The sequence below is a fragment of the Pedobacter riviphilus genome (assembly GCF_014692875.1).
Lineage (GTDB): Bacteria > Bacteroidota > Bacteroidia > Sphingobacteriales > Sphingobacteriaceae > Pedobacter > Pedobacter riviphilus.
Map to the genome: position 1 here is coordinate 1,475,099 of NZ_CP061171.1, position 22,808 is coordinate 1,497,906.

Here is a 22,808-nt window from a genome sequence, read left to right on the forward strand (position 1 = left end):
TGCTGTAATGTGGTATACCTTCAGCAAAGGAAATTACAATTTTGGTGCTAAAGAAAAAGGATTAGTAAAACTGACACACGAAACCGATTATCTGGACGCTTTTTTTATGGTTAATGATGGAGCAGCACCTTTATTGAACGATTTTTACCAATTAACCGGAAATCCGATTTTATTGCCAAAATTTGGTTTCTATCAAGGACATTTAAACGCCTATAACCGCGATTTTTGGAAAGAAGACGAAAAAGGAACCTTGTTTGAAGATGGTAAACGTTACAAAGAAAGTCAGAAAGATAATGGCGGCATAAAAGAATCGCTTAACGGTGAAAAAAACAATTATCAATTTTCAGCGCGTGCCGTGATTGATCGTTATAAAAAACACGATATGCCTTTGGGCTGGGTACTTCCAAATGATGGTTATGGTGCAGGTTATGGCCAAACCGAAACATTAGATGGCAACATTCAAAATCTAAAGAGTTTTGGCGATTATGCTCGTAAAAATGGGGTAGAAATTGGCTTGTGGACACAGTCTGATCTTCATCCGAAACCAGAAGTAAGCCCGTTATTACAGCGCGACATTATTAAGGAAGCCCGGGATGCAGGTGTTAGGGTATTAAAAACCGATGTAGCATGGGTTGGTGCCGGTTATTCGTTTGGGTTAAATGGCGTTGCCGATGTAGCACAGATTATGCCTTATTATGGCAATAACAGTCGTCCGTTCATCATATCATTAGATGGCTGGGCTGGTACACAGCGTTATGCCGGTATTTGGTCAGGTGATCAAACCGGTGGCGTTTGGGAATATATCCGTTTCCATATTCCTACTTATTTAGGCGCTGGTTTATCCGGTCAACCCAATATTACTTCCGATATGGATGGTATTTTTGGCGGTAAAAATCTAACCGTTAATACCCGCGATTTTCAATGGAAAACCTTTACACCAATGGAATTAAATATGGACGGTTGGGGAGCTAACGAAAAATATCCACACGCACTGGGCGAACCTGTAGCTTCGATTAACCGCAATTATTTAAAACTGAAATCGGAGTTGATTCCATATACTTATAGCATAGCCAGAGAAGCAGTTACCGGATTGCCCATTATCAGGGCGATGTTTCTGGAATATCCAAATGCCTATACCAAAGGTATTTCTACACAATATCAATACCTGTACGGACCTTCTTTCTTAGTGGCGCCAATTTATCAGGCAACTAAATCAGACGAAAAAGGTAACGATATCCGTAATGGTATTTATTTGCCGGAGGGAACATGGATTGATTATTTCACCGGAGAAAAATATACTGGAAACAGCATTCTGAATAGTTTTGACTCGCCATTATGGAAACTGCCAGTTTTTGTGAAAAATGGTGCGATTATCCCAATGACGAATCCAAATAACAATGTTGCTGAAATTAATAAAGCAAACCGTATCTATGAATTATATCCTTTTGGAAAAACATCATTTAATGAATATGATGATGACGGCACAACAGAGGCTTATAAATTAGGAAAAGGCGCTTCTACTTTAATTGAATCAGCACTAGATGAGAAGAACAATGCTTTGGTTACCATTCATCCTGCAAAGGGTGATTTTGATGGTTTTGTGAAAGAAAAAACAACTGAATTTGTAATCAACCTTAGCGAAAAACCAAAAAGGTTAACAGCAAAAGTTGGCAGTAATAAAGTGAAATTGACAGAAGTAAGCTCAAAAGACGAGTTTTTAAAACGGTCTGACGTTTATTTCTATGATGCCGCACCAAATTTAAACCGTTTTGCTACAAAAGGAAGCGAGTTTGAAAAAGTGGCAATGGTTAAAAACCCTCAATTGCTGGTTAAACTTCAATCTACCAATATTACCGTTAATCCAATTACACTTAGTATAAACGGATTTAAATTCGAGCCTGTAGATAAACAACGTTTGTTAACAGGGAAATTATCGGCGCCAGTGAATGCTCGGGTAAATGATAAAAACAGAGAAGCTTATACGCTTACTCCAAGCTGGAGTAAAGTGAGCAATGCAGATTTTTATGAGATAGATTTTAACGATATGCATTATACCACCATCCGCGATACCGCTTTATTATTTGATGGCTTATTGGCCGAAACGGCTTACACATTTAAATTGCGTGCTGTAAACAAAGATGGTTTCTCAGATTGGACCGAGATTAAAGCAACAACCAAATCTAATCCGCTTGAATTTGCCATTCAGGGTATAACAGCCGAAACTACTGCCGAAAACCAGGGTGGCTCTGGTATTGCCGATCTATTCGATTTTGATGAAGGCAATATGTGGCACACCAAATGGGGTGCTAAAGCAATTCCGTTTGATATGGTTATAGACCTTAAAACCATTAACCAGCTTGATAAATTCCATTACCTGCCGCGCAATGGAAGGGGAAATGGCAACTTGCTTAAAGGAACTGTATTTTACAGTAACAACAAAGAAAGCTGGACTACAGCAGGCACCTTCGAATGGGCTAACAGTGGTGATGTTAAAATATTCAATTTCAATGGTCACCCGAGTGCCCGTTACATCAAAATTGCTGTCGCCGATGGTGTAGGAGGTTTTGGATCAGGTAGAGAGCTATACGTATTTAAGGTGCCTGGAACGGAAAGTTATCTTCCGGGCGATATCAATAATGACCGTTTAATTGATAAGAACGATTTAACCTCATACATCAATTATACTGGTTTAAGAAAGGGTGATGCCGATTTTGAAGGTTATATCAGCAATGGTGATATCAATAAAAATGACCTGATTGATGCTTACGATGTTTCTGTTGTAGCTACACAGCTTGAAGGAGGGGTAAGTAGCGCTAAAACTGATAAAGTTGCGGGTAAACTAGAAATCAGTACGGCTAAACAAACTTACAACAAAGACGAAATTGTAGAAATTAAAGTAAAAGGAATAAACCTGAAAGCAGTAAATGCTTTAAGTTTTGCGCTGCCATATAATGCACAGGATTATGATTTTGTAAGCGTTCTGCCTTTAAATACGAAACAGATGGATAATTTGACCAACGATCGCCTGCACACCAATGGCGCTAAGGTTTTGTATCCAACCTTTGTAAACGTAGGTAACAAAGATGCTTTAAACGAAACTACGGATCTGTTTATCCTGAAACTAAAAGCAAAACGTAAAGTACAATTTGGACTTAAGGTTAGTGAAGGCCTGTTGGTAGATAAAAATCTTAATTCTGTTAGATTTTAAACAAGTTAATATGAACAACGCGAATGCGGGGCTGATTTTTTATCAGTCTCGCATTTTTTGTTTCTGATGTGCATCTTTTTCGAATAAGAGGCCTTGTGGATTGATATGTTTGGATAAAACAATAGTTTAACAAATTGTATATTTACACCCGCTAAACTAATTTTTTATTCGGCTATCCCCATCGGCTTGCCCCTTATTATGCGATTTATTAAAGCATTTGGTTTTATTGTGCAATTCTGGCTGTTCTTTAACAGCGTTAATGCGCAAGTTGTAGGTAAAACCGCTATTCCAGAACATTATGTGCTTAAAACATATGGTATTAACGATGGCCTTCCATCTAAAAATACAACGGTTGCTTTAAAAGATAAAAGAGGTTTTGTATGGATAGGTACAGAAAATGGGCTTTGTAAGTACGATGGATATTCCTTTAAAGTTTATGTAAATATTGCTGGCGATAGCACCTCTTTAACCAATAACTACATCAATGCTATGGCAGAAGATAGCGATGGGGCCTTTTGGGTGGGAACCATGAATGGTTTAAACAGGTTTGACCCGGTTACTGAAAAATTTGAACGTTTTTACCATAAAGAAAACGACAGAACTTCGCTAAGCAATAACAAAGTATGGTCTATACTGATCGATAAAACAAATAAATTGTGGGTAGGTACCGATGATGGATTTAACCTTTTTAACAAAAAATCGAAGACTTTTAAGGTTTATCAACCTGATGCAAAAAATCAGTATGCCATTAAAGGAAAATCGGTTAATGCTATTGCAGAGGATGCATCTGGTAATTTATGGTTGGGTAATTGGAGTAAGGGACTGAATAAATTCGATCAAAAAACAAAGCGTTTTACCAATTACGTACAAAAGGAAATTGCCAATCAAAAAAATCCAAACGATATCTGGACCCTATGCATTGATCGCGATGGCATGATATGGATTGGATGCTATTGGAAAGGTGATCTGTTCCGCTTTGATCCGAATAGTGAAATGTTTACTACCTACGCAAGCGGAGGGACAGGTAACGCTTCTGTATTTAATGTTTTAAGCTTAGGTGCCGAAAAACTATTGGTAGGTGGCAGCGCTGGAATATTCTGGGTAAACACAAAGCTAAATAAATGGCAAAAAATAGATGAGCTCGAATTTTTTGCCAACGGAGGTTTATACCGCGATAAGACCGGAATGATATGGCTCTGCGGTAAAAATGGCCTCAGCAAAATTGATTTTAACCAATATAAATTTAATTTTATTTCACTTCCATTCGGACAGACGGAAATCAAATCGATGATTAGTGATGGTGACAATTTTTGGCTAGGAACCAATAAGGGCCTTTATAAGTATAATACGAATAATCGCTCTATTACCAGACTTTCGCACTCCAATAACTCAAACAGTTTATCCAGTAACGACATTATTAACTTATCTGCTGATTTAAAGGGCCGATTATGGGTAATGAGCGAGAATGGATTTGACTGGTACAACGAAAAGGAGAATAAGTTTATACATCATCACCACCGTTCGGCGCTTGGTAGTTTTTTTAACGAAGATGTTTTTAGAGATCTGATAGAGGTAAACGATGGCGAATATTATTTAGCTACAGATGCAGGCTTAAAAATCTATAACGATAAAACCAAGACTTATACGCATTACTATAATGATCCTAAAAATTTGGGCTCACTAAGTAATAACCATTTATATTGCCTTTTGAAAGATGCGCAAGGCAATATCTGGATAGGAACGTACGGTAGCGGTCTAAGCCGTTTTAATCCTAAAACCAAAAAGTTCAGCAATTACATGATCAATAATTCTAAAACGGGTGGTATTAGCAATAACATTGTTAACAGTCTTTACTTGGATTCGCACCAAAATGTTTGGATCTGCACCCGCGATGGATTGAATAAATACGTAGCTAAAACAAATACTTTCGAAATATATTCAAAACAAAATGGTTTTGCGAGCAATGTTTTTACCGATCTGGTAGAAGATAATAGTGGCAAGCTATGGGTAACTACCGAGCAAGGTATTTCACTTTTCGATCCTGTAACCAAATCTGTAAGAAATTATGATGAAAAGGATGGTGTTTATGCCAATGCTGCCATCTGTAAAAATAAAAAAGGAGAAATTTATCTGGCAGGCAATAAAGGCCTGGTTTACTTTAATCCACAACAACTTAAATACAATAAAGAAGCCCCTGCAGTTTACTTTTCTGATTTTTCGGTTTTTAATAAACTGATCCTTCCTGGCAAAGATTCTCCTTTAAAATTGCCTATTTATATGACGAAAAGCATCACCTTGCCTTACGATCAGAGTGTGCTTTCTTTTGGTTTTGTTGCCCTGAATTATACACTTTCAGAAAAAAACCAGTATGCTTATTTCCTCGAAGGTTTCGATAAAAAATGGAATTATAGTGGCAGCGAACATAAAGTTACCTATACCAATTTAAACCCTGGTAAATACATCTTAAGGGTAAGAGCATCAAACAACGATGGCGTTTGGAATATGGAAGGAAATTCGCTGCAAATCATAATTACGCCACCTTGGTACCGCACCTGGTGGGCTTTTTGTTTTTATGGTTTGGCTTTCTTTGGTGTTGTGTACGCCTATCTTAAATATCGTGAGCACCAGTCTAACTTAAAATTTCAGATTAAACTGGCCCATATAGAAAGCGAAAAAGAAAAAGAGCTTAGTGAGAAGAAACTGTCGTTTTTTACCAACGTATCGCACGAGTTCCGTACACCGCTTACCTTAATTATCAATCCGGTTAAAGAGCTTTTGTATAAGAATGATAATAATGTTGATACTACTGATTTAAATATTGTATACAGGAATGCCAAGCGGCTTTTAAGTTTGGTAGATCAGTTGTTGTTGTTTAGAAAAGCAGATACTTATGGCGAAAAGTTAAAAGTAGCACCGATAAATCTGGTGAGTTTGTGCAAAGAGGTATTCCTTTGCTTTATACACCAGGCCCGGTCAAAAAATATAACGCTCGAATTTAGCTGTACCGATGAGGTGATTGCTTTTTATGCCGATCGGGAAAAAATTGAAATCGTATTTTTTAACCTGCTTTCTAATGCCATAAAATTTACGCCAGAAGGTGGTCGTGTTAAGATGCTTGTAGATAACAGCAAGGAAAATGTAATCATTAGTATCGAAGATTCAGGCTGTGGTATCACCGATATGGCAGGAGAAAAATTGTACGAGAAATTTTATCAAGACCCTGGTAACAAATCAGCTAAGGGCGGTTTTGGAATTGGGTTATATCTCGCTAAAAATTTTATCGAAATGCATGGAGGAACGATTAACTATACCAGTATAGAAAATAAGGGTACTACCTTTAATATTGCTTTGTTAAGAGGCGTAAGTCATTTTAAAGAGGCCATCATATTGCAGGAAGAATTAATCGATACCGACTCTTCATTGTTTAAAGAATTGATAGAAGATGAAATAAGCGCTAATAAAATTGTAGAGGCTGCTGAAGGGCAAATAGTAGATAACCAGCTCGCCATAGAATTAAAAAGCATGCTTATTATTGATGATAATATCGAAATAAGGGAATATCTTAAACAGGTTTTTAGAATGGATTATCACCTTTACGAAGCCAGCAACGGCGAAAAGGGCTATGAAATGACAAAAGAGCTACTTCCCGATATCGTAATCTGCGATGTGATGATGGACGGCATAACGGGTATAGAGCTATGCAGTAAAATAAAAGAAGATGTTTCCATCTCTCATATTCCGATTATTTTGCTTACAGCTATTTCTGCACCAGAAGTTAAGCTTAAAGGAATAGAAGGTGGCGCCGACGATTACATTAGTAAACCTTTTGATAAGGATTTTTTAAAGGCAAGGGTTGCCAGTATATTAAAGAGTAAAAATGCACTGCAAAGGTACTTTTACAATGAAATTACACTTAACTCAAACAACACCAAAATCTCGGCAGAATACAAAGAGTTTTTAGATAACTGTATCCGTATTGTAGAAGAACATCTTACCGACCCTGATTTTAATATCGATGCCCTGTCAACTGCCCTGGGCATGTCGAGATCTAATTTATACCGCAAAATAAAATCCATTTCAGGCCAGTCTGCCAATGGGTTTATCCGTTTTATCAGGTTAAGGAAAGCGGCCGAAATTTTTATCAATACAGATAAAACCATTCAAGAAACTTCTTATATGGTAGCCATTACCGATCCTAAATATTTTAGAGAGCAGTTTTATAAACTATTTAACATGAATCCATCACAGTATATTAAAAAATTCAGGAAGCCCTTTTCTAATCATATCCAATTAAATTCAACTGGCAAAAAAGATAAATCATAACTCTATTTATCTGCGCGTTTTTCTTTAATATGCCTTAAAACCTCATTTAGGCCTTAATTAGGTCTGTTTACCCCTCAAATTTGGATTGTTTGTACCCTTTTAATATTGTTTGTTGGCGCTAATTTAGACCTCTACAAAGCAGTTCTATAACTATAAAATCTAATGGCAAACTTTTGCTATCTCAGATATAGATCTGACCTGCTAACCAAATATTAATGTGCAAACCAAAATGAGAAAAAAAAATCTGAAGGAATTTTCGCCTTTAAAATTCTTTAAAATTAAAGCATTGGCTTTTCTATTTATCCTATCCATTAGTTTACCGGTAACCGCTTCTTCTTTTTCCGCATTAACGGGAAAAATAAAACTGGCGCGCGAGATTGTGGTAACAGGTACCGTAACAAACGAAACCGGAGCTACATTTCCGGGGGTAGCGGTTAAGATTAAGGGAACTGAAAAAGCAGTCCAAACCGATGCAAAAGGTAAATTTAGTATCAGTGTAGCAGCCACAACAGACGTACTTGTTTTTTCTTACGTAGGCTATACCATCCAGGAGCAAACGGTTGGAGATAGAACAACCATTAATGTTCAGCTTTCGGCTGATACCAAAACATTAAACGAACTGGTGGTGGTTGGTTACGGAACACAGAAGAAAGCAACACTTACGGGATCAATATCGCAGGTAAAGGGAGCTGACTTGGTGAAGAGTCCGCAACCGAACTTATCCAATTCGTTGGCTGGCCGGTTTTCTGGGGTAGTAATTAACAATAGGAGTGGCGAGCCTGGTTACGATGGTTCGAACATTACCATCAGGGGTTTGGCTACTACCGGTAGCAATAATGTATTAATCGTTGTAGATGGAATTCCCGGGCAGATCGGCGGACTAGAGCGTTTAGATCCCAACGATATTGAAAGCATTTCGGTATTAAAAGATGCCTCTGCAGCTATTTACGGTAACAGAGCAGCCAATGGGGTAATTTTGGTGACGACTAAAAAAGGAAAAACGGGTAAACCAACTATCAATTATAGTTTTAACCAAGGTTTTAGCTCGCCAACAAGATTGCCTAAAATGGCTGATGCGGCAACTTATGCACAGATTATGAACGAAATTAGTTTCGATTCTAATCCTGCAGGAGGTCTTAATCAATCTTATACGGCAGATCAGATTGAAAAATTCCGTAATGGTTCCGATCCATTGTTGTATCCTAATACCGATTGGACCGACCAAACTTTAGAGAAAACAGCTTTACAAAGCCAACATAGCCTTTCGATTAATGGTGGCGGACAAGATGTGAAATATTACATGTCGTTAGGAACTGTTTCTCAGGATGGCTTGTACAAAAATGGAGCAACTAAATATAATCAATACAATTTCCGCACGAATGTAGACGCTAATGTTTCCAAATATCTTAAAGTTGGCTTATCGGTATCCGGCAGACAGGAAAATCGTTTGTTCCCTCAGGTTGCAGCCGGCGATATTTTTAGATCTATTTATAGGGCAAAACCTATTGTATCTGCTTATTATCCAAATGGTTTGCCTACAACAGGTATAGAAAATGCCAACCCTGCGGTGCAGGTTACCGATATAGGTGGAACCAGTAAATCTCCAACTCAGGTTTTAAACGGTATTTTAAGAGCTACTTTTATTATTCCTGGCGTAGAAGGCCTTTCTGTTGATGGTTTCTTTTCTGCTGATAAATCTAATGTATTTACCAAAAGCTTCAACAAACCATATCTGCTGTACCAGTACGATCCAACATCTAAAACCTATAATAGCGTGATTACAGGTGGTAACAATCAAAAAGCGACATTAATCGAAAAACACCAAAACGAATCGTTACTTACTTCGAATATCAAACTAAATTATGCACGTCGTTTTAATTTACATGATATAAACGCTTTTGTAGGGTACGAACAAAGTGAAAATCATTTAGAATATTTCGATGCACAACGCTTTAATTTCTTATCTACCAATTTGCCCGAACTTTCACAGGGAGGTGCGGCGGCTACCGATTATCTGAACTCGGGCTATAGCTCAAACTATAACCGTAAAAGTGTAATCAGCCGTTTGGCTTACAGTTATGATGATAAATATTTATTTGAAGGACAGTTACGTATCGATGGTTCATCTATATTTCCGGAGGGTAAGCGATTTGGCTATTTTCCTTCTGCATCTGCAGGATGGGTGATGTCAAAAGAAAAATGGTTTAGCGATAATGTTAAATTTGTTGATAATTTAAAAATCAGGGCCTCATACGGAGCATTAGGTAACGATAACGTAAAAGGGTTCCAGTATTTTGATAACTATGTACTGGTTGGGAACGGGTTTGTGGCCCAAAGTCCGGGAGCTGCATCATCATCCATACAACCAGGCGTAAACCTGGTAAAGCTTGCAAATCCAAACATCACTTGGGAAGTGGCAAAAAAGCTTGATATTGGTATCAATGCCACTTTGTTTAAAAACTTTAGCATTGAGGCCATTTATTTTCAGCAAAAAAGATCTGATATCTTAACCACCCGTAATGCCTCATTGCCTGGTTCTTCAGGTATTGTAAATCCATTTGATGATAAGAGTGTGAACTATACGCCGTTAGTACCTTCAGAGAATATTGGAAAGGTGAACAGTAATGGTTTCGAAGCTACTTTAGGTTATAACCACAACGGCGAAAACTTTAAATGGAATGCATCGGGAAACTTTACTTATGCTAAAAGTAAAGTGATATTTATCGATGAAGCTAGCGGTACGCCAGATTATCAACGCAAAACAGGCAGACCATTAAATGTTGATCTGCTTTACAATGCCATTGGCATATTTAGAACACAACAGGAGTTAGATGCTTACCCACATGTTAGTGGGGCTAAAGTTGGCGATCTTAAATATCTTGATTACAATAATGATGGCAAAATAACTGCCGATGACCAAACCAGAACGCCATATAGTAACATCCCTCAAATTACTTATGGATTTACACTTGGTGCTTCTTATAAAAACTTTGATTTATCAATGGTATTAGCCGGACAAACCCAGGTAAGCCAATATGTTCTACCAGAATCAGGAAGCATTGGTAACTTTTACAGCAGCTGGGCCGATAACAGGTTTAGTGCTGCAAACCCGAACGGAACTTATCCAAGGGTAACCGACCGTGCTTCAAATGCCATTAGTGGTGGGCAGTTTAATAATACTTTCTGGTTAAATGATGCCTCATTTTTAAGGCTTAAAAATGTAGAACTTGCCTATAACATTAAGGCCAGTTTCTTAGAACGCATCAATGTATCGGGATTAAGGATTTATGCCAGTGCCTTTAACTTATTTACGATTTCTAAAGTAAAGGATTACGATCCTGAAGGAACCAGCGGTAGCGGACAGTTTTATCCGCAGCAACGCATTATTAACTTGGGCGCCAATATTAAATTTTAAACGTCATGAAAATCAAATCAATATATAAAATATCATTCTTGTACCTATTTTTGGTTGCAATAGGCATTACAGGCTGTAAAAAAGACATTCTAAATGTAGAACCAACCGATATTCTTTCGCCTGCTACTATAGAAACCGATACAACCGCATTAGAGGCTTATATAACCAACCGCTATCTTGGTACACGTTTGCAGGATAAAGAAGCTGATGGATCTGCCCAGGTTTTGGTAGAGGTTTTGAATATAGCATGTGGAGCTCTTTTACAGATGAATCTATTTATAATAATGATGATGCAACCTGGTTGATCCAAAGAGGACAGCTTGCTCCAGAAAACCTGGGTAGCGCCGGTGTATATTGGGGCAGGAGTTATCGGGGGATTAGAGAGTGTAATTATGCACTGGGCGTGCTGTCTAAGATTGCAATGAGCGAGTCGCATAAAAAGAAGTTAATAGCAGAACTTAAATTTATAAGGGCTTTCCGTTATCAGGATTTGATCAGAAACTATGGTGGAATCGTTTTGATGGGCGATAAGATAACCGAACTTTCAGATAACCTGCAAGATCCGGCATTGTTTCAACGTGCCTCGATTAAAGAATCTATAGATTATGTAGCAGCACAGCTAGACCAGGCTGCGGCAGATTTACCTTTAGATAACAGTAATAACTGGCTAATTGGTAGGGCAACTAAAGGTGCGGCACTGGCACTTAAATCGCGCTTACTGTTATATGCAGCAAGTCCATTGTACAATGCTGGTACCTGGCAGGCGGCTGTTACTGCAGCTCAGGCCGTTATTTCTTTAAATAAATATGGAATATATACTGGTGGATATGCAAACTTGTTTTTAACTGACCAAAGCAATGAAGTTATTTTTGCAAGATTGTTTACCAAAAATGCCAACCATACCCATTTAGAAATTGCAAACGGACCAAACGGTTATGGCGGTTGGGGCGGCAATTTGCCAATGCAGAACCTGGTAGATGATTACGAAATGGCCAATGGAAAACCGATTACAGATCCTACTTCTGGTTATGACAGTAATGAACCTTACAAAGGCCGTGATCCGCGTTTTGCAGCGACCATTTTATACAATGGAGCAGCATACCGCGAGCGTAATGTAGAAACCTTTATTCCCGGAGGAAAAGACAGTAAAGATGGAAGTGACAACTGGAACACCACAAAAACCGGATATTACCTTAAAAAATTCATGAATGATGCTTATCCATTGCAAAACCCTTGGGGCAACGCAGGTTTTCAGCCATGGATCTATTTTAGATATGCAGAAATTTTGCTTAACTATGCTGAAGCTGCGAATGAAGCTTATGGGCCTGACGCTGTTCCTGCCGGATCGACAATGTCGGCCAGACAAGCCATAAATATGGTAAGGGCAAGGCCAGGTGTTAATATGCCTGAATTGGCTGTTGGGCTTACACAGGCACAAATGCGCGATGCAGTCCGCTATGAGCGTAGGGTAGAGCTTGCTTTCGAAGAACATCGCTTTTATGATGTTAGAAGATGGAAAATTGCCGATGTAACGGAAAATAAACCTGCAGGCGGAATAATTATTACCAAAACAGGTACTGGGTTTACCTACACGCCTAAAGTTGCTTTAGATGGGCGAAAATTTGAAACCAAACACTATTGGTTACCTATACCTAGAGCCGAAATTTTAGCATCAGGTGGTAAATTGCAGCAAAACCCTGGTTATTAATAAATAGAAATTAAGTTTTTGCATGATAAAGCCATATCAACATCTTAACCGTTTTTTTATTTGCCTTGCTGTGTTTTTCTATGGCGAAACAGCCCTTGCACAAGAAGCTGTTGTAAAGATAGAGATCGATCCGGCAATCACATTCCAAACTATAGAAGGCTTTGGTGCCTCTGATGCATGGACTTGTCAATTTGCCGGATTATGGCCTGCAGAGAAAAGGGAGAAAATGGCTGATTTGCTTTTCAGTACCCAAACTACAAAAACGGGTCAGCCCCTAGGTATTGGCCTTAACATGTGGCGTTTCAGTATTGGTGGCGGCAGTGCCGCCCAAGGTAAGGCAAGCGATATTGGCGACGAATGGCGTCGTCAATACGCTTTTCTGCAACCAGATGGTCGTTATGATTGGAATGCAATGCCAGGGCAGACCTGGTTTTTAAAGGCCGCTAAAACCCGTGGCGTAAAACAGTTTATCGGCTTTGTAAACAGTCCGCATGTGCTTTTTACCAAAAATGGAAAAGCCTATTCCACAGATGGTAACTGCAACCTGAATTTTGATAAACTGCCCCAATTTGCAGAATACCTTGTTACTACCATAAAAGGAATAAAAAAAACAACCGGAATAGAACTAAATTACCTTAGCCCTGCAAACGAGCCACAGTGGAAATGGAATGAACACAACCAGGAAGGTTGCCCATATAACAATATCGAACTTGCTCAACTTTATAGGGGTGTTAATGAGGCTTTTGTTAAAAATCAGGTTAAAACCAAAATACAAATAGGAGAGGCTGGCCAACTCGATTATTTATATGATAATGGAAATGCCACAAAGGGAAATCAGGCATATCAATTCTTTAATGCTTCATCTCCGAATTATGTTGGCAACCTTTCTCATATAGATCAATCTATTTCTGGTCATAGCTATTTTACAACAAGTCCTGAACAAAAATTTATTACTGTCCGTAAAAAAACAGCCGAAGCAGTAGCGCAAATAAAAGGTTTAAGATATTGGATGTCTGAATATTGTGTACTTGGAGATGATGTGCTTAAAGGCGAAAAACGTGATTTGGGTATGGTAACCGCCCTTTTTATTGCAAAGTTGATCCACCACGATCTCGTTTTATCAAATGCTACATCATGGCAGTGGTGGTTAGCCGTATCGGCAGGCGATTATAAAGATGGGCTGGTTTATATTGATAAAAACAAAACAGATGGGCAGGTGTATGATAGTAAATTGTTATGGGCTTTAGGTAATTATAGCCGTTTTATTGGTGCTGGCAGTAAACGGCTTCAGGTTAAAACAATTGAAGAAAAAGTGCCACAGGTGTATGTATCATCTTACTTGCAAAATAAAAAGCTCGTAACGGTAGCCGTTAATCCTACAGAAAACGATCTCGATCTGGATATTGATGTAAAAGGGAATGAGCAAAGTTTTGTACAAACCTATGTTACTTCAGCCGAATACAGTTTGTCGCCCTACAAACAATATCAGGATACGAAACGTGTTCGTGTTCCTGCTAAATCTATAACCACCATACTCAGTAATTAATTTTCTTAGTCAGGAATTATAAAGCGCCCTATTTTTTTATACCAATCATTTTGTTTTGTGCTGAAAAGCATTTTACAAATCGATATGGGAAAACTATGCTTTCGATTTTTTAAATACTTAATACATCTTAAATGAAATCTACCCTTAAACACGTAATGATTAAAGTAATTTTAATTACTTGTTTTGCCAGCTTTGGTGCGTTTGCACAGGTTAAGCATACTTTTAAACTCGCAGACTCCGTTTTTCTGCTCGATAATAAACCCTTTCAGATCATTTCAGGAGAAATGCATTACCCCCGTATACCAAGAGAAGCCTGGCGCGATAGAATGAAAATGGCTAAAGCCATGGGCTTAAATACCATTGGTACCTATGTATTTTGGAATGTGCACGAACCGCAGAAAGATCAGTTTGATTTTTCTGGTAATAATGATATTGCCGAATTTGTCCGTATTGCAAAAGAAGAAGGCTTATGGGTATTGCTTCGCCCTAGTCCGTACGTATGCGCCGAATGGGAATTTGGCGGTTATCCATTCTGGTTACAGAACATTAAAGGCTTACAGGTAAGGAGTAAAGAAGCACAATATTTAAAAGAATATAAGGAATATATTACCGAGATCGGTAAACGTTTGGCGCCCTTGCAGATTAACCATGGTGGCAACATTTTAATGGTGCAGGTAGAAAACGAATATGGTTCTTATGGAAACGACAAAGAATACCTGAAAATTAATGAACAACTCTTTAAAGATGCCGGTTTTGATGGTGTACTTTCTACCTGCGATCCGGTTCCGGCATTAGACGGTGGACATTTAGCGGGCTTGCTTCCTGGAGTTAACGGTATTGATAATCCTGCTCAGATCAGAACACTGATCAATAAATATAACAATGGTACCGGACCTTACTTTGTGCCAGAATGGTATCCGGCCTGGTTCGATTGGTGGGGAACAAAACATCACCAGGTAGATCCGAAAACGTACGCCAATAAACTAGATACTGTACTCAAAGGAGGGGTTTCTATTAACATGTATATGTTTCATGGCGGTACAACAAGAGGTTTCATGAACGGGGCAAATTATAACGATTCTACAGCTTACGAACCGCAGATTAGTAGTTATGATTATGACGCGCCCTTAGATGAAGCGGGTAATGCAACGACAAAATTTATGCTTTTCCGCGAAGCGATTAAAAAGAATTTACCTGCAAACCAGACACTACCCGAAGTACCCGCGGCCAAACCTGCTGCGGCATTGCCTGTAATCACCTTTACCAAATCAACTGATATCTTTAACCTGGTTGGCAAGCCAAAATTAAGTGAAAAACCATTAACCTTCGAAGCCCTTAACCAACCTTATGGTTTTGTACGCTACAGCAGTACCATAAAAGGTGGACGTAAAGGTGTAATTAAAATCAATGAGCTGCGCGATTACGGATTAGTATATATCAATAAAAAACTTGCAGGTGTTTTAGATAGAAGACTTTATCAGGATAGTTTAATGGTCAATCTTCCTGCAGGTAACGTACAATTGGATATTTTGGTAGAAAACATGGGGAGAATCAATTTTGGCCCTTACCTGCTTAAAAATAACAAAGGGATTACTAAAAATGTAACTTTTAATGGCAAGGAGATTAAATCGTGGAAAATGTACCCTTTGCCATTTGATAAAATAGATACCCAAAAAATACCTGCTAAAGTAACAAGTCAATCGGCAGCAGTGCTAAAATCGGCCTCATTTAATTTAACAAAAGTTGCCGATACTTACTTAGATATGCGCCAATGGGGGAAAGGACTGGTTTGGGTTAACGGACATAATTTAGGTAAATACTGGGGTATTGGACCACAACAGACCATTTATTTGCCAGCAGAATGGCTTAAAAAGGGAAAGAATGAAATTGTAGTTTTCGAACTGCTTAAACCTAAGCAGAATATATTAACCAGTTTAGATAAAGCCATTTTAAATGAGTTGAAAGGTAAATAATATCTTGATTTTCTTCTGGTCAATGCATCAGCAATATTAATTACAGGGCTTGAAAAAATAAAATTTCAATCTAACAATAGCCATTATGTGAACCAGGTGCATAATGGCTATTGCTACGCTATCTTCAGCTGTTGACCACTTATTTGAGTAGTGAAAAATTAAGGGGTTGTTCTGACTGATAATTTTTACTTAACTAGAAACTACTATAAAAATAGATTTTTTAGTAGACATTGGTTTTAAATAAGGGCACAAACATTTGTTGCATGATATCATTTATAATGGCCAGAAATAATATCGTAATGACCACAAGAAGGCTTTTTATCTTATTTATCCATTTTCGCAACGAAGCAGCCGAAGAGAAAGAAAAAAGGTGTTTTTTTTATGGTGCTTAACCATATGAATTATAAATATTTAACTGTTTTTTATTTCGTTAATGTTAAGTTTTTATTAAATAGATTGCCTTTATTCTTTGCAAGAATGAATTTAATTCCTAACTTCGCAGCCTCGAAAGGGAGAAAATGATTCCGTAGCTCAGCTGGTAGAGCATTACACTTTTAATGTAGTGGTCCTGGGTTCGAATCCCAGCGGGATCACAGAAAACCTCACAGAAATGTGAGGTTTTTTTGTTTTATGCCCGCTGGGGTTCGAACAGAAGGGGAGGCCGGGTTCGATTCTGGAAGGCTCAAGCAATGCGTTCGGGCCTAAAGCGACTGAGCCAATCCCAGCGGGATCACACCAAAGACTATCAAAATGTATAAAACCCTGCAATCGCGCGATTAGCAGGGTTTTTGCTTTTAGGGAATTGCCAAAAACTACACCTGGCTAATCCTTTTCAGAAGATCCACCTAGAAACAAAAATATCAGGCCTTTTAAAAAAGTCCAGCCTATAAAACCTATACATAAATCAAATATTTTTTATATACGAAATATTTCGTATATTGAGGTGTGTTATGAAAAATATAGCCTTATTGATCTGTTTTCTATTAATAAGTGTTTGTTGTTTTGCACAAAGCAGCGACAATCCGATGAGATCGCCAATCGACTCTGCGGTGGCTAAATTAATGGCCGCATACATGCAGGAGGGGAGGCGGGTGGGCATTTCTATCGGGATCAACTACAAGGGGAAATCCTATACCTACAATTATGGCGAAACGGCGCCAGGATCTAAAAAACTCCCCAGCAGCAACTCCATCTATGAGATCGGTTCGATCACTAAGACCTTTACAGGATTACTTATCGCTCATGCGATTACGGAAGGGAAAATGTCTCTAAATGATGATATCCGTAAATTTCTACCAGGCAATTTTCCAAATCTCCAGTATAAAAATGGCGGTCCGGTAAAAATTGGCTATCTATTGGCACATACTGCCCAGTTTCCCAACAGTTTTGGTAATGTATCCGGTAAGCCAATAGAAACACCGACTTTTTTGGATTCTCTTCATCAGGTAAAGCTCGATTCCTTAAAATCTTTCCGTTACGCTTATTCAAATGTGGGCTACCAGCTGCTTGGACTAATCTTGGAAAATATTTATCAAAAGACCTATTATCAGCTCATCAGCCAGTATATTACTTCTCCCTTGGGCATGGTACGAACTGCTCTTAATTACAGTGTAAAGTATGCTGACGGGCAACTTAGCGGCTACGACGCAAATAGAGAAGCGGTCGGCAATATGCCCAGTACCCTCCCAGGAGCAGGAAGCCTTCACTCTTCAGTAAGCGATATGCTCAAATACCTTAAGTACCAGAACGTAGAGAACAATCCTGCGCTCAAACTAAGCCACCGTATCATTACGGGAGACATCGATAACGTTGCGCATGCCTTCCAATGGGAGATCGGAAAGACTTGGAACTGGGACCAGTACCTTAGAGTTGATGGGGGAACAAATGGCTTTCGCAGTTTCTGCCTCATCTATCCGCTAAGCCAAATCGAAATTGTTATTCTTTCAAACCAAAAGGACGACTCGGCAGGTGTCGGACTTTATAGAGTGGCAAGCGGTATATATAAAGTCGTTAAAGAAATCAAATAGATACAAGGGATTAAGGCCAAAAACAACGCCCATCAAAGCATTAAAAAGTTATGCGGGAAAAGGAATAGATTCGTCAACCCAATATTATAGTCTTAGTTTTTCCATCAATAGCTGTCTATAGTTTGCACCTATCGGGATTTCTTCTGTGCCTAATGTTAAAGTATTTCCTTTTAATGTTTTGATTTTGGAAAGGTTAACCAAATAGGAGCGGTGAACACGGAGGAATTTGTTAAGTGGCAATATTTCTTCAAACATCTTCAGGTGCTTGGAAACAAAGTATTTAGTGCCGCCCGAGCAGAAAATCCAGCAGAAATCTTTTTCTGCATGGATAAATTCAATATCAACATGGTTAATGCGCACCAACTTCGAATCCTGTTTAACAAAAATGTAATCAGGAGTATCTGGTATCGGTTGGGGATGAAGTGGTGTTTTTCGATCTATCGCTTTCTGTACAGCCTGGTAAAACCGCTCAAATGTAATGGGCTTCAACAGATAGTCTACAGAGTTCAGTTCAAAGCCTTCTACTGCAAAATTGGCAAAAGCGGTGGTAAAAATAACAAGGGGTGCCCGGCGCAATGACCTTAAAAATTCTGTTCCTGTAATGGTTGGCATTGCAATATCCAAGAAAATGAGATCAATGGGCGTTTCATACAAAGCTTCATAGGCTTCGGTTGCGTTCTTGCATTTTTTGATAAGCGATACCTCTGGGATTCTCTCTATATATCCCTCAAGCAATTTTCTTGCAATGGGCTCATCATCCACAATAAGACAATTTAGTTTGATCATAGCTGGATAGTTAAATTTACAGCGTAAACCCCATCTAAAACTGAAGTTTCATACCAATGATTATTCTTGTAATAAAGTTCCAATCTCTTTTTCAGGTTGTTAATACCTATACCACCAACTGTACGCCCTTTCTGTCCTTCGCCTATACCGTTCTCAATGGTAAATCTGAACCGTCCCTGTAGTACATCCAAAAAAATGTCAATATACGAACCCTCTTCATCATTATTGTATTTAAAAGCATTATCAATTAACGGCATTAACAATAAAGGGGCGATGTGATAATCATTATGGTCCAGTTGCCATTTAAAATTCACCTTGGTGTCATTCAGTCTTACCTTCTCCAGCTCGATATAATCACTTATCAGTTTCAGTTCTTTTTCTATTGGCATCAAGTCTTCGTTGGAATCATATAGGGTATAACGCAACAACTCAGAAAGCCTCGATACCAATCCTGCCGATTTCTCTTTATCACCGCTAAGAATGAGCCCATAGATATTGTTCATGGCATTGAACAGAAAATGTGGATTTAACTGTGCCTTTAAGAAGTTGAACTCAAGTTGCAGATTTTCTTTGGCCAGTTCCAAGGCCCGAATGTTGCTTCTAAAGGACTGAATAGCCATTTTGATACTGAATGGAATGCACAGTGCAAACAAGAGTAAGATGGGGGTACCAAAGCCTAAAAGTCTTGTCAGTATTATATTGATAAGCCCCCTTTCCAAGTAAGCTGCATAGGCTGCATTCTCGTGGTTCAGTATCTCTTTGCATCCCTCACACGTGTTTATTATTAATATTTCAAGGTAAGAGTCCAGTACCGTATAGCAAACCAATGCAACAAGCAGATAAGTTATCCCGATTGCATAACGCCTTTTGTGTAATATCGGCAATATTCCATATACCGCTACGTAATAAAATGTAGCTAGAACAATGGTGCTAATTAAGGTTAGAAGTAGATATGCCGCTAATGGGAAGGATTTATATACATTGAATGAAACATTTGTAAGATAGAGTTTTATCACGAAAAGCACAGCCCAAAAGAGAAGGTGTAAGCTTATCCTGATGGTTGGCCTAGCATATATTTTTTCAATGAGCTTAAAGGTCTGCATGTGTTAAATATCTGTTATTCTTTACACTAGCGCAAATATTAACGACCAACAGGCCAAATTCACCAACTAAACCCTGTCATTGCCCAATGAGTGATTTTTCTTTAGGCAATCCTTACTTTATTGCTTAAAAACAGACTTTAATATTGATTTTTTCCTATTCTGTCGATTAAAGTTGCAGGGGAAAATTAAAATTAGGCTATTTATATAAAAATCACAATTATGAAAATGATTGCAAATCTGCCACCATGGCTTAAAGTAGTATGTTATTTCCTATTCATGTTTCTAGCAACAGTTATTGCAGGAGCTGTTCCAGTGCTCAACGATTTTATTTTCTTTTTTATTATTGCACTAATAATGAGCTGGATATTGCTTAAGTTAGAAAACAAGTCCCTATCTTCCTTAGGTTTCTGGCCACGAGATAAGCGAACAAGCGCTGATTTTTTTAAAGGGCTTGGTATTGGGATTGGGATGCTGATTGTAACTTTTCTTTTAACCGTCTTACTCACCAAAGACAACTGGAAACTGAACAGTCATATCGATCCAATTTTGTTGATGGTTACTTTTCTGATGTGCCTGTGGTCGGCATTTGTTCAGGAATTTGTTTTCAGAGGCTATCCGTTCCAAGAGCTTTTATCAAAATATCGCCCGTGGCTTGCACAATTACTAATCGCTATCCCATTTGGATTAATGCACGTTAATAAGGGGATGGCGACGGATGATATTATCCTGGTTATGTTGTCTACCGGGGCCGGCTCGGTGCTCTTTGGTTTGGCCTATATCAAAACTAAAAATTTGATGTTCCCCATCGGAATCCATTTGGGATGGAACTACGCACAGGAGCTTATTCCACGAACTGCAGGAGGGAAAAGCTCTGCTTTGGTCATCTTCAACAACAGCCATGCCACCTATAATATGTTCAATGTATCTTTCCCTTATTTCCTAGTGATAGTGATAACCATTATTGTCATTTGGAAAATCAAAAAGCCCCTAGGACAAAACAGGGCTTATTGATGACCGGCAAATTTACCAGATGACATTTCATAATTTATATCAAGTCATTAGGATACAAAACGCCGGATCAGATATGCAAAACATCCTTGCCAATATTACTCGACAAGGATTATATTATGGGGAAACTTTGTCCTATTTAAATTTTCTCTGTCTGTTTTTTTCTTAATAATATACTGGTGGAGCTGTTCCAGCCAGAATATACCCTCAAGTCATCAACTTTTTGCATCAAACCCATTGTTTATTGATCATTTCGTAAATTTTCGTCGGGTGATTTTTATGGCATTCCATATGCTTCAATAATCCGTTTAAAATCGGATGGAACTTCTTCCGTATTTGCTGTCTGCCCGTTTTTTTTTGCGCCTTGACTGTGATTTAAAACGAAGCAACAGGGCAAAATTTTAATCAGCTCTTTTTCCTTCCCGGGCCGCTCCGACATCGCTGTAGACCAACCATACACTAAGATAGCCTTCCCTTTACCTTTTATTTAGCTATTGTTAACGCGCTGATCGACAGCGAAGCAAATTATTGACCTACCTGATCTACAACTGGGCCATCATTCAACCAAGGTAAGTGCGAAGCGGTAGGCAAGCAGGTACGAAGCAAGTCATAAGCAAGCCTGGTTGGAAGGTAGCATAAACGTGGGGTAAATGTGGGGTAAATGTGGACTTTGGAATAATTTTTTTGGGATGTTGAATCCGGTGGATTCATTTGGGTTATCATTCCTTTTTATTCGCCTAATATACTAAAATTATGATTTCGCTGCAAAGCTGTGTCTATATGTCTTCAAAGCCTGTATCATTCCTTGTAAGTGGTTTATTGGCTTTATCTTTATAAGCTAACTCAAATACAACTTCTGGTATTTTTCCACTTATATCAAGTCTGGCTTAAATTATTCGTAACTTTCTGAAACTGAAAAATTAGAGGGTTACTGAATTATGGAGCAATATCCAAAAGTTTACCTATATAGACGGATTGTTCAAGCAAAACTTTTCATCGATAAAAATTATGCAGAAAGAATAGATCTTGGTTACATTTCTGATGAAGCTTGTTTTTCTAAATTTCATTTTACCAGGCTTTTCAAAACCATTTATGCTAAAACACCACACCAATGCCTTACGTGGGTAAGAATCGAAAAAGCCCAGCAGCTGCTATCAAAAGACAACAAACTCAAAACACTGGCTGCATAAATATCCCAACCTATATAAAAATCGGAAAGCTGTTCGTAAAGTGTCAACCTATTTTAGGACTAATCATGTTGTATTTCTGTTATTTACTTTTTTGGCGGGAAGTTGATTAAAGCCTAAAGCTGTAAAGTAATGGATTTTGAACATACAATTGAGTTAGAAAGATCATATCCCACCATTCTGATAGACTGCTTTCTTTCATGGAAATAAAATTCCTACACGGCTTGCAGTAAGTCGTAACAGTTCATGATTATATCTCAGCTCAGATAGCTGAGGTGTCTTTTTGTAGTTTGGAACACTAATCTTCCGAACTACTTTTAATGATCGTGTCGTTTGTTTTAATAATCTTGATCGCTTTTTTTTTGACTATGAATATTTATGCTAAATTTGTGAGGTACGAATATTTCTTAATCAATAATTAACACTCTCGATAATGTTTTTTCTGCACTGACTCATCTTGCACTGAACTGGCCTTCTGTCTTTCAGTGCTATAATCGATTTATATTTTCATTAGCTGATTATTT

12 protein-coding genes and 1 tRNA gene are annotated in these 22,808 nt (G+C 38.3%); 11 read left to right on the plus strand and 2 right to left on the minus strand.

All coding sequences use genetic code 11. The features are described 5' to 3' along the window. The first annotated feature begins 7 nt into the window (after positions 1–7). The 9 genes from H9N25_RS06060 to H9N25_RS06095 all read left to right on the plus strand — a co-directional run bounded on the left by H9N25_RS06060 (position 8) and on the right by H9N25_RS06095 (position 18,200). A complete protein-coding gene (locus H9N25_RS06060) occupies positions 8–3,208 on the plus strand; it encodes a TIM-barrel domain-containing protein (protein ID WP_223833618.1) in 3,201 nt (1,066 codons plus the stop codon). Positions 3,209–3,406: 198 nt separating this feature from the next. Next, positions 3,407–7,531, plus strand: a complete 4,125-nt coding sequence (locus H9N25_RS06065) for a hybrid sensor histidine kinase/response regulator transcription factor (RefSeq protein ID WP_190328285.1) — start codon at positions 3,407–3,409, stop codon at positions 7,529–7,531. Between the two features lie 229 nt (positions 7,532–7,760). After that, positions 7,761–10,946 carry a SusC/RagA family TonB-linked outer membrane protein gene (locus H9N25_RS06070; RefSeq protein WP_167293862.1) on the plus strand — a complete coding sequence of 1,062 codons (3,186 nt, stop codon included), beginning with the start codon at positions 7,761–7,763 and terminating at the stop codon, positions 10,944–10,946. A 5-nt stretch (positions 10,947–10,951) separates the two neighbouring features. After that, positions 10,952–11,251, plus strand: a complete 300-nt coding sequence (locus H9N25_RS24400) for a hypothetical protein (RefSeq protein WP_223833619.1) — start codon at positions 10,952–10,954, stop codon at positions 11,249–11,251. Further along, positions 11,194–12,654 (plus strand): RagB/SusD family nutrient uptake outer membrane protein, encoded by a 1,461-nt coding sequence (locus tag H9N25_RS06075; protein WP_223833620.1) that lies wholly within the window; start codon positions 11,194–11,196, stop codon positions 12,652–12,654. Before H9N25_RS24400 ends, H9N25_RS06075 begins: the two co-directional genes overlap by 58 nt. A gap of 22 nt (positions 12,655–12,676) precedes the next feature. Further along, a complete protein-coding gene (locus H9N25_RS06080) occupies positions 12,677–14,200 on the plus strand; it encodes a glycoside hydrolase (protein ID WP_190328286.1) in 1,524 nt (507 codons plus the stop codon). A 131-nt stretch (positions 14,201–14,331) separates the two neighbouring features. After that, positions 14,332–16,173 (plus strand): glycoside hydrolase family 35 protein, encoded by a 1,842-nt coding sequence (locus tag H9N25_RS06085; RefSeq protein ID WP_223833621.1) that lies wholly within the window; start codon positions 14,332–14,334, stop codon positions 16,171–16,173. A gap of 520 nt (positions 16,174–16,693) precedes the next feature. Continuing rightward, positions 16,694–16,766, plus strand: a tRNA-Lys gene (locus H9N25_RS06090). 345 nt (positions 16,767–17,111) lie between these two features. Further along, positions 17,112–18,200 carry a serine hydrolase domain-containing protein gene (locus H9N25_RS06095; RefSeq protein ID WP_190328287.1) on the plus strand — a complete coding sequence of 363 codons (1,089 nt, stop codon included), beginning with the start codon at positions 17,112–17,114 and terminating at the stop codon, positions 18,198–18,200. Between the two features lie 84 nt (positions 18,201–18,284). Here H9N25_RS06095 and H9N25_RS06100 read toward each other — a convergent pair whose 3' ends face one another. Next, positions 18,285–18,986 carry a LytR/AlgR family response regulator transcription factor gene (locus H9N25_RS06100; protein ID WP_223833622.1) on the minus strand — a complete coding sequence of 234 codons (702 nt, stop codon included), beginning with the start codon at positions 18,984–18,986 and terminating at the stop codon, positions 18,285–18,287. Continuing rightward, entirely contained in the window at positions 18,983–19,606 is a 624-nt protein-coding gene (locus H9N25_RS06105) for a sensor histidine kinase (protein WP_190328288.1), read from the minus strand. The genes H9N25_RS06100 and H9N25_RS06105 overlap by 4 nt, the downstream gene beginning before the upstream one ends. A 702-nt stretch (positions 19,607–20,308) precedes the next feature. On the opposite strand from H9N25_RS06105, the gene H9N25_RS06110 reads away from it, so the two are divergent. Together H9N25_RS06110 and H9N25_RS06115 are read left to right on the plus strand one after the other, a co-directional pair. Further along, positions 20,309–21,100 (plus strand): CPBP family intramembrane glutamic endopeptidase, encoded by a 792-nt coding sequence (locus H9N25_RS06110; RefSeq protein ID WP_190328289.1) that lies wholly within the window; start codon positions 20,309–20,311, stop codon positions 21,098–21,100. 935 nt (positions 21,101–22,035) lie between these two features. Next, positions 22,036–22,287 carry a helix-turn-helix domain-containing protein gene (locus tag H9N25_RS06115; protein WP_190328290.1) on the plus strand — a complete coding sequence of 84 codons (252 nt, stop codon included), beginning with the start codon at positions 22,036–22,038 and terminating at the stop codon, positions 22,285–22,287. Positions 22,288–22,808: the final 521 nt, after the last annotated feature.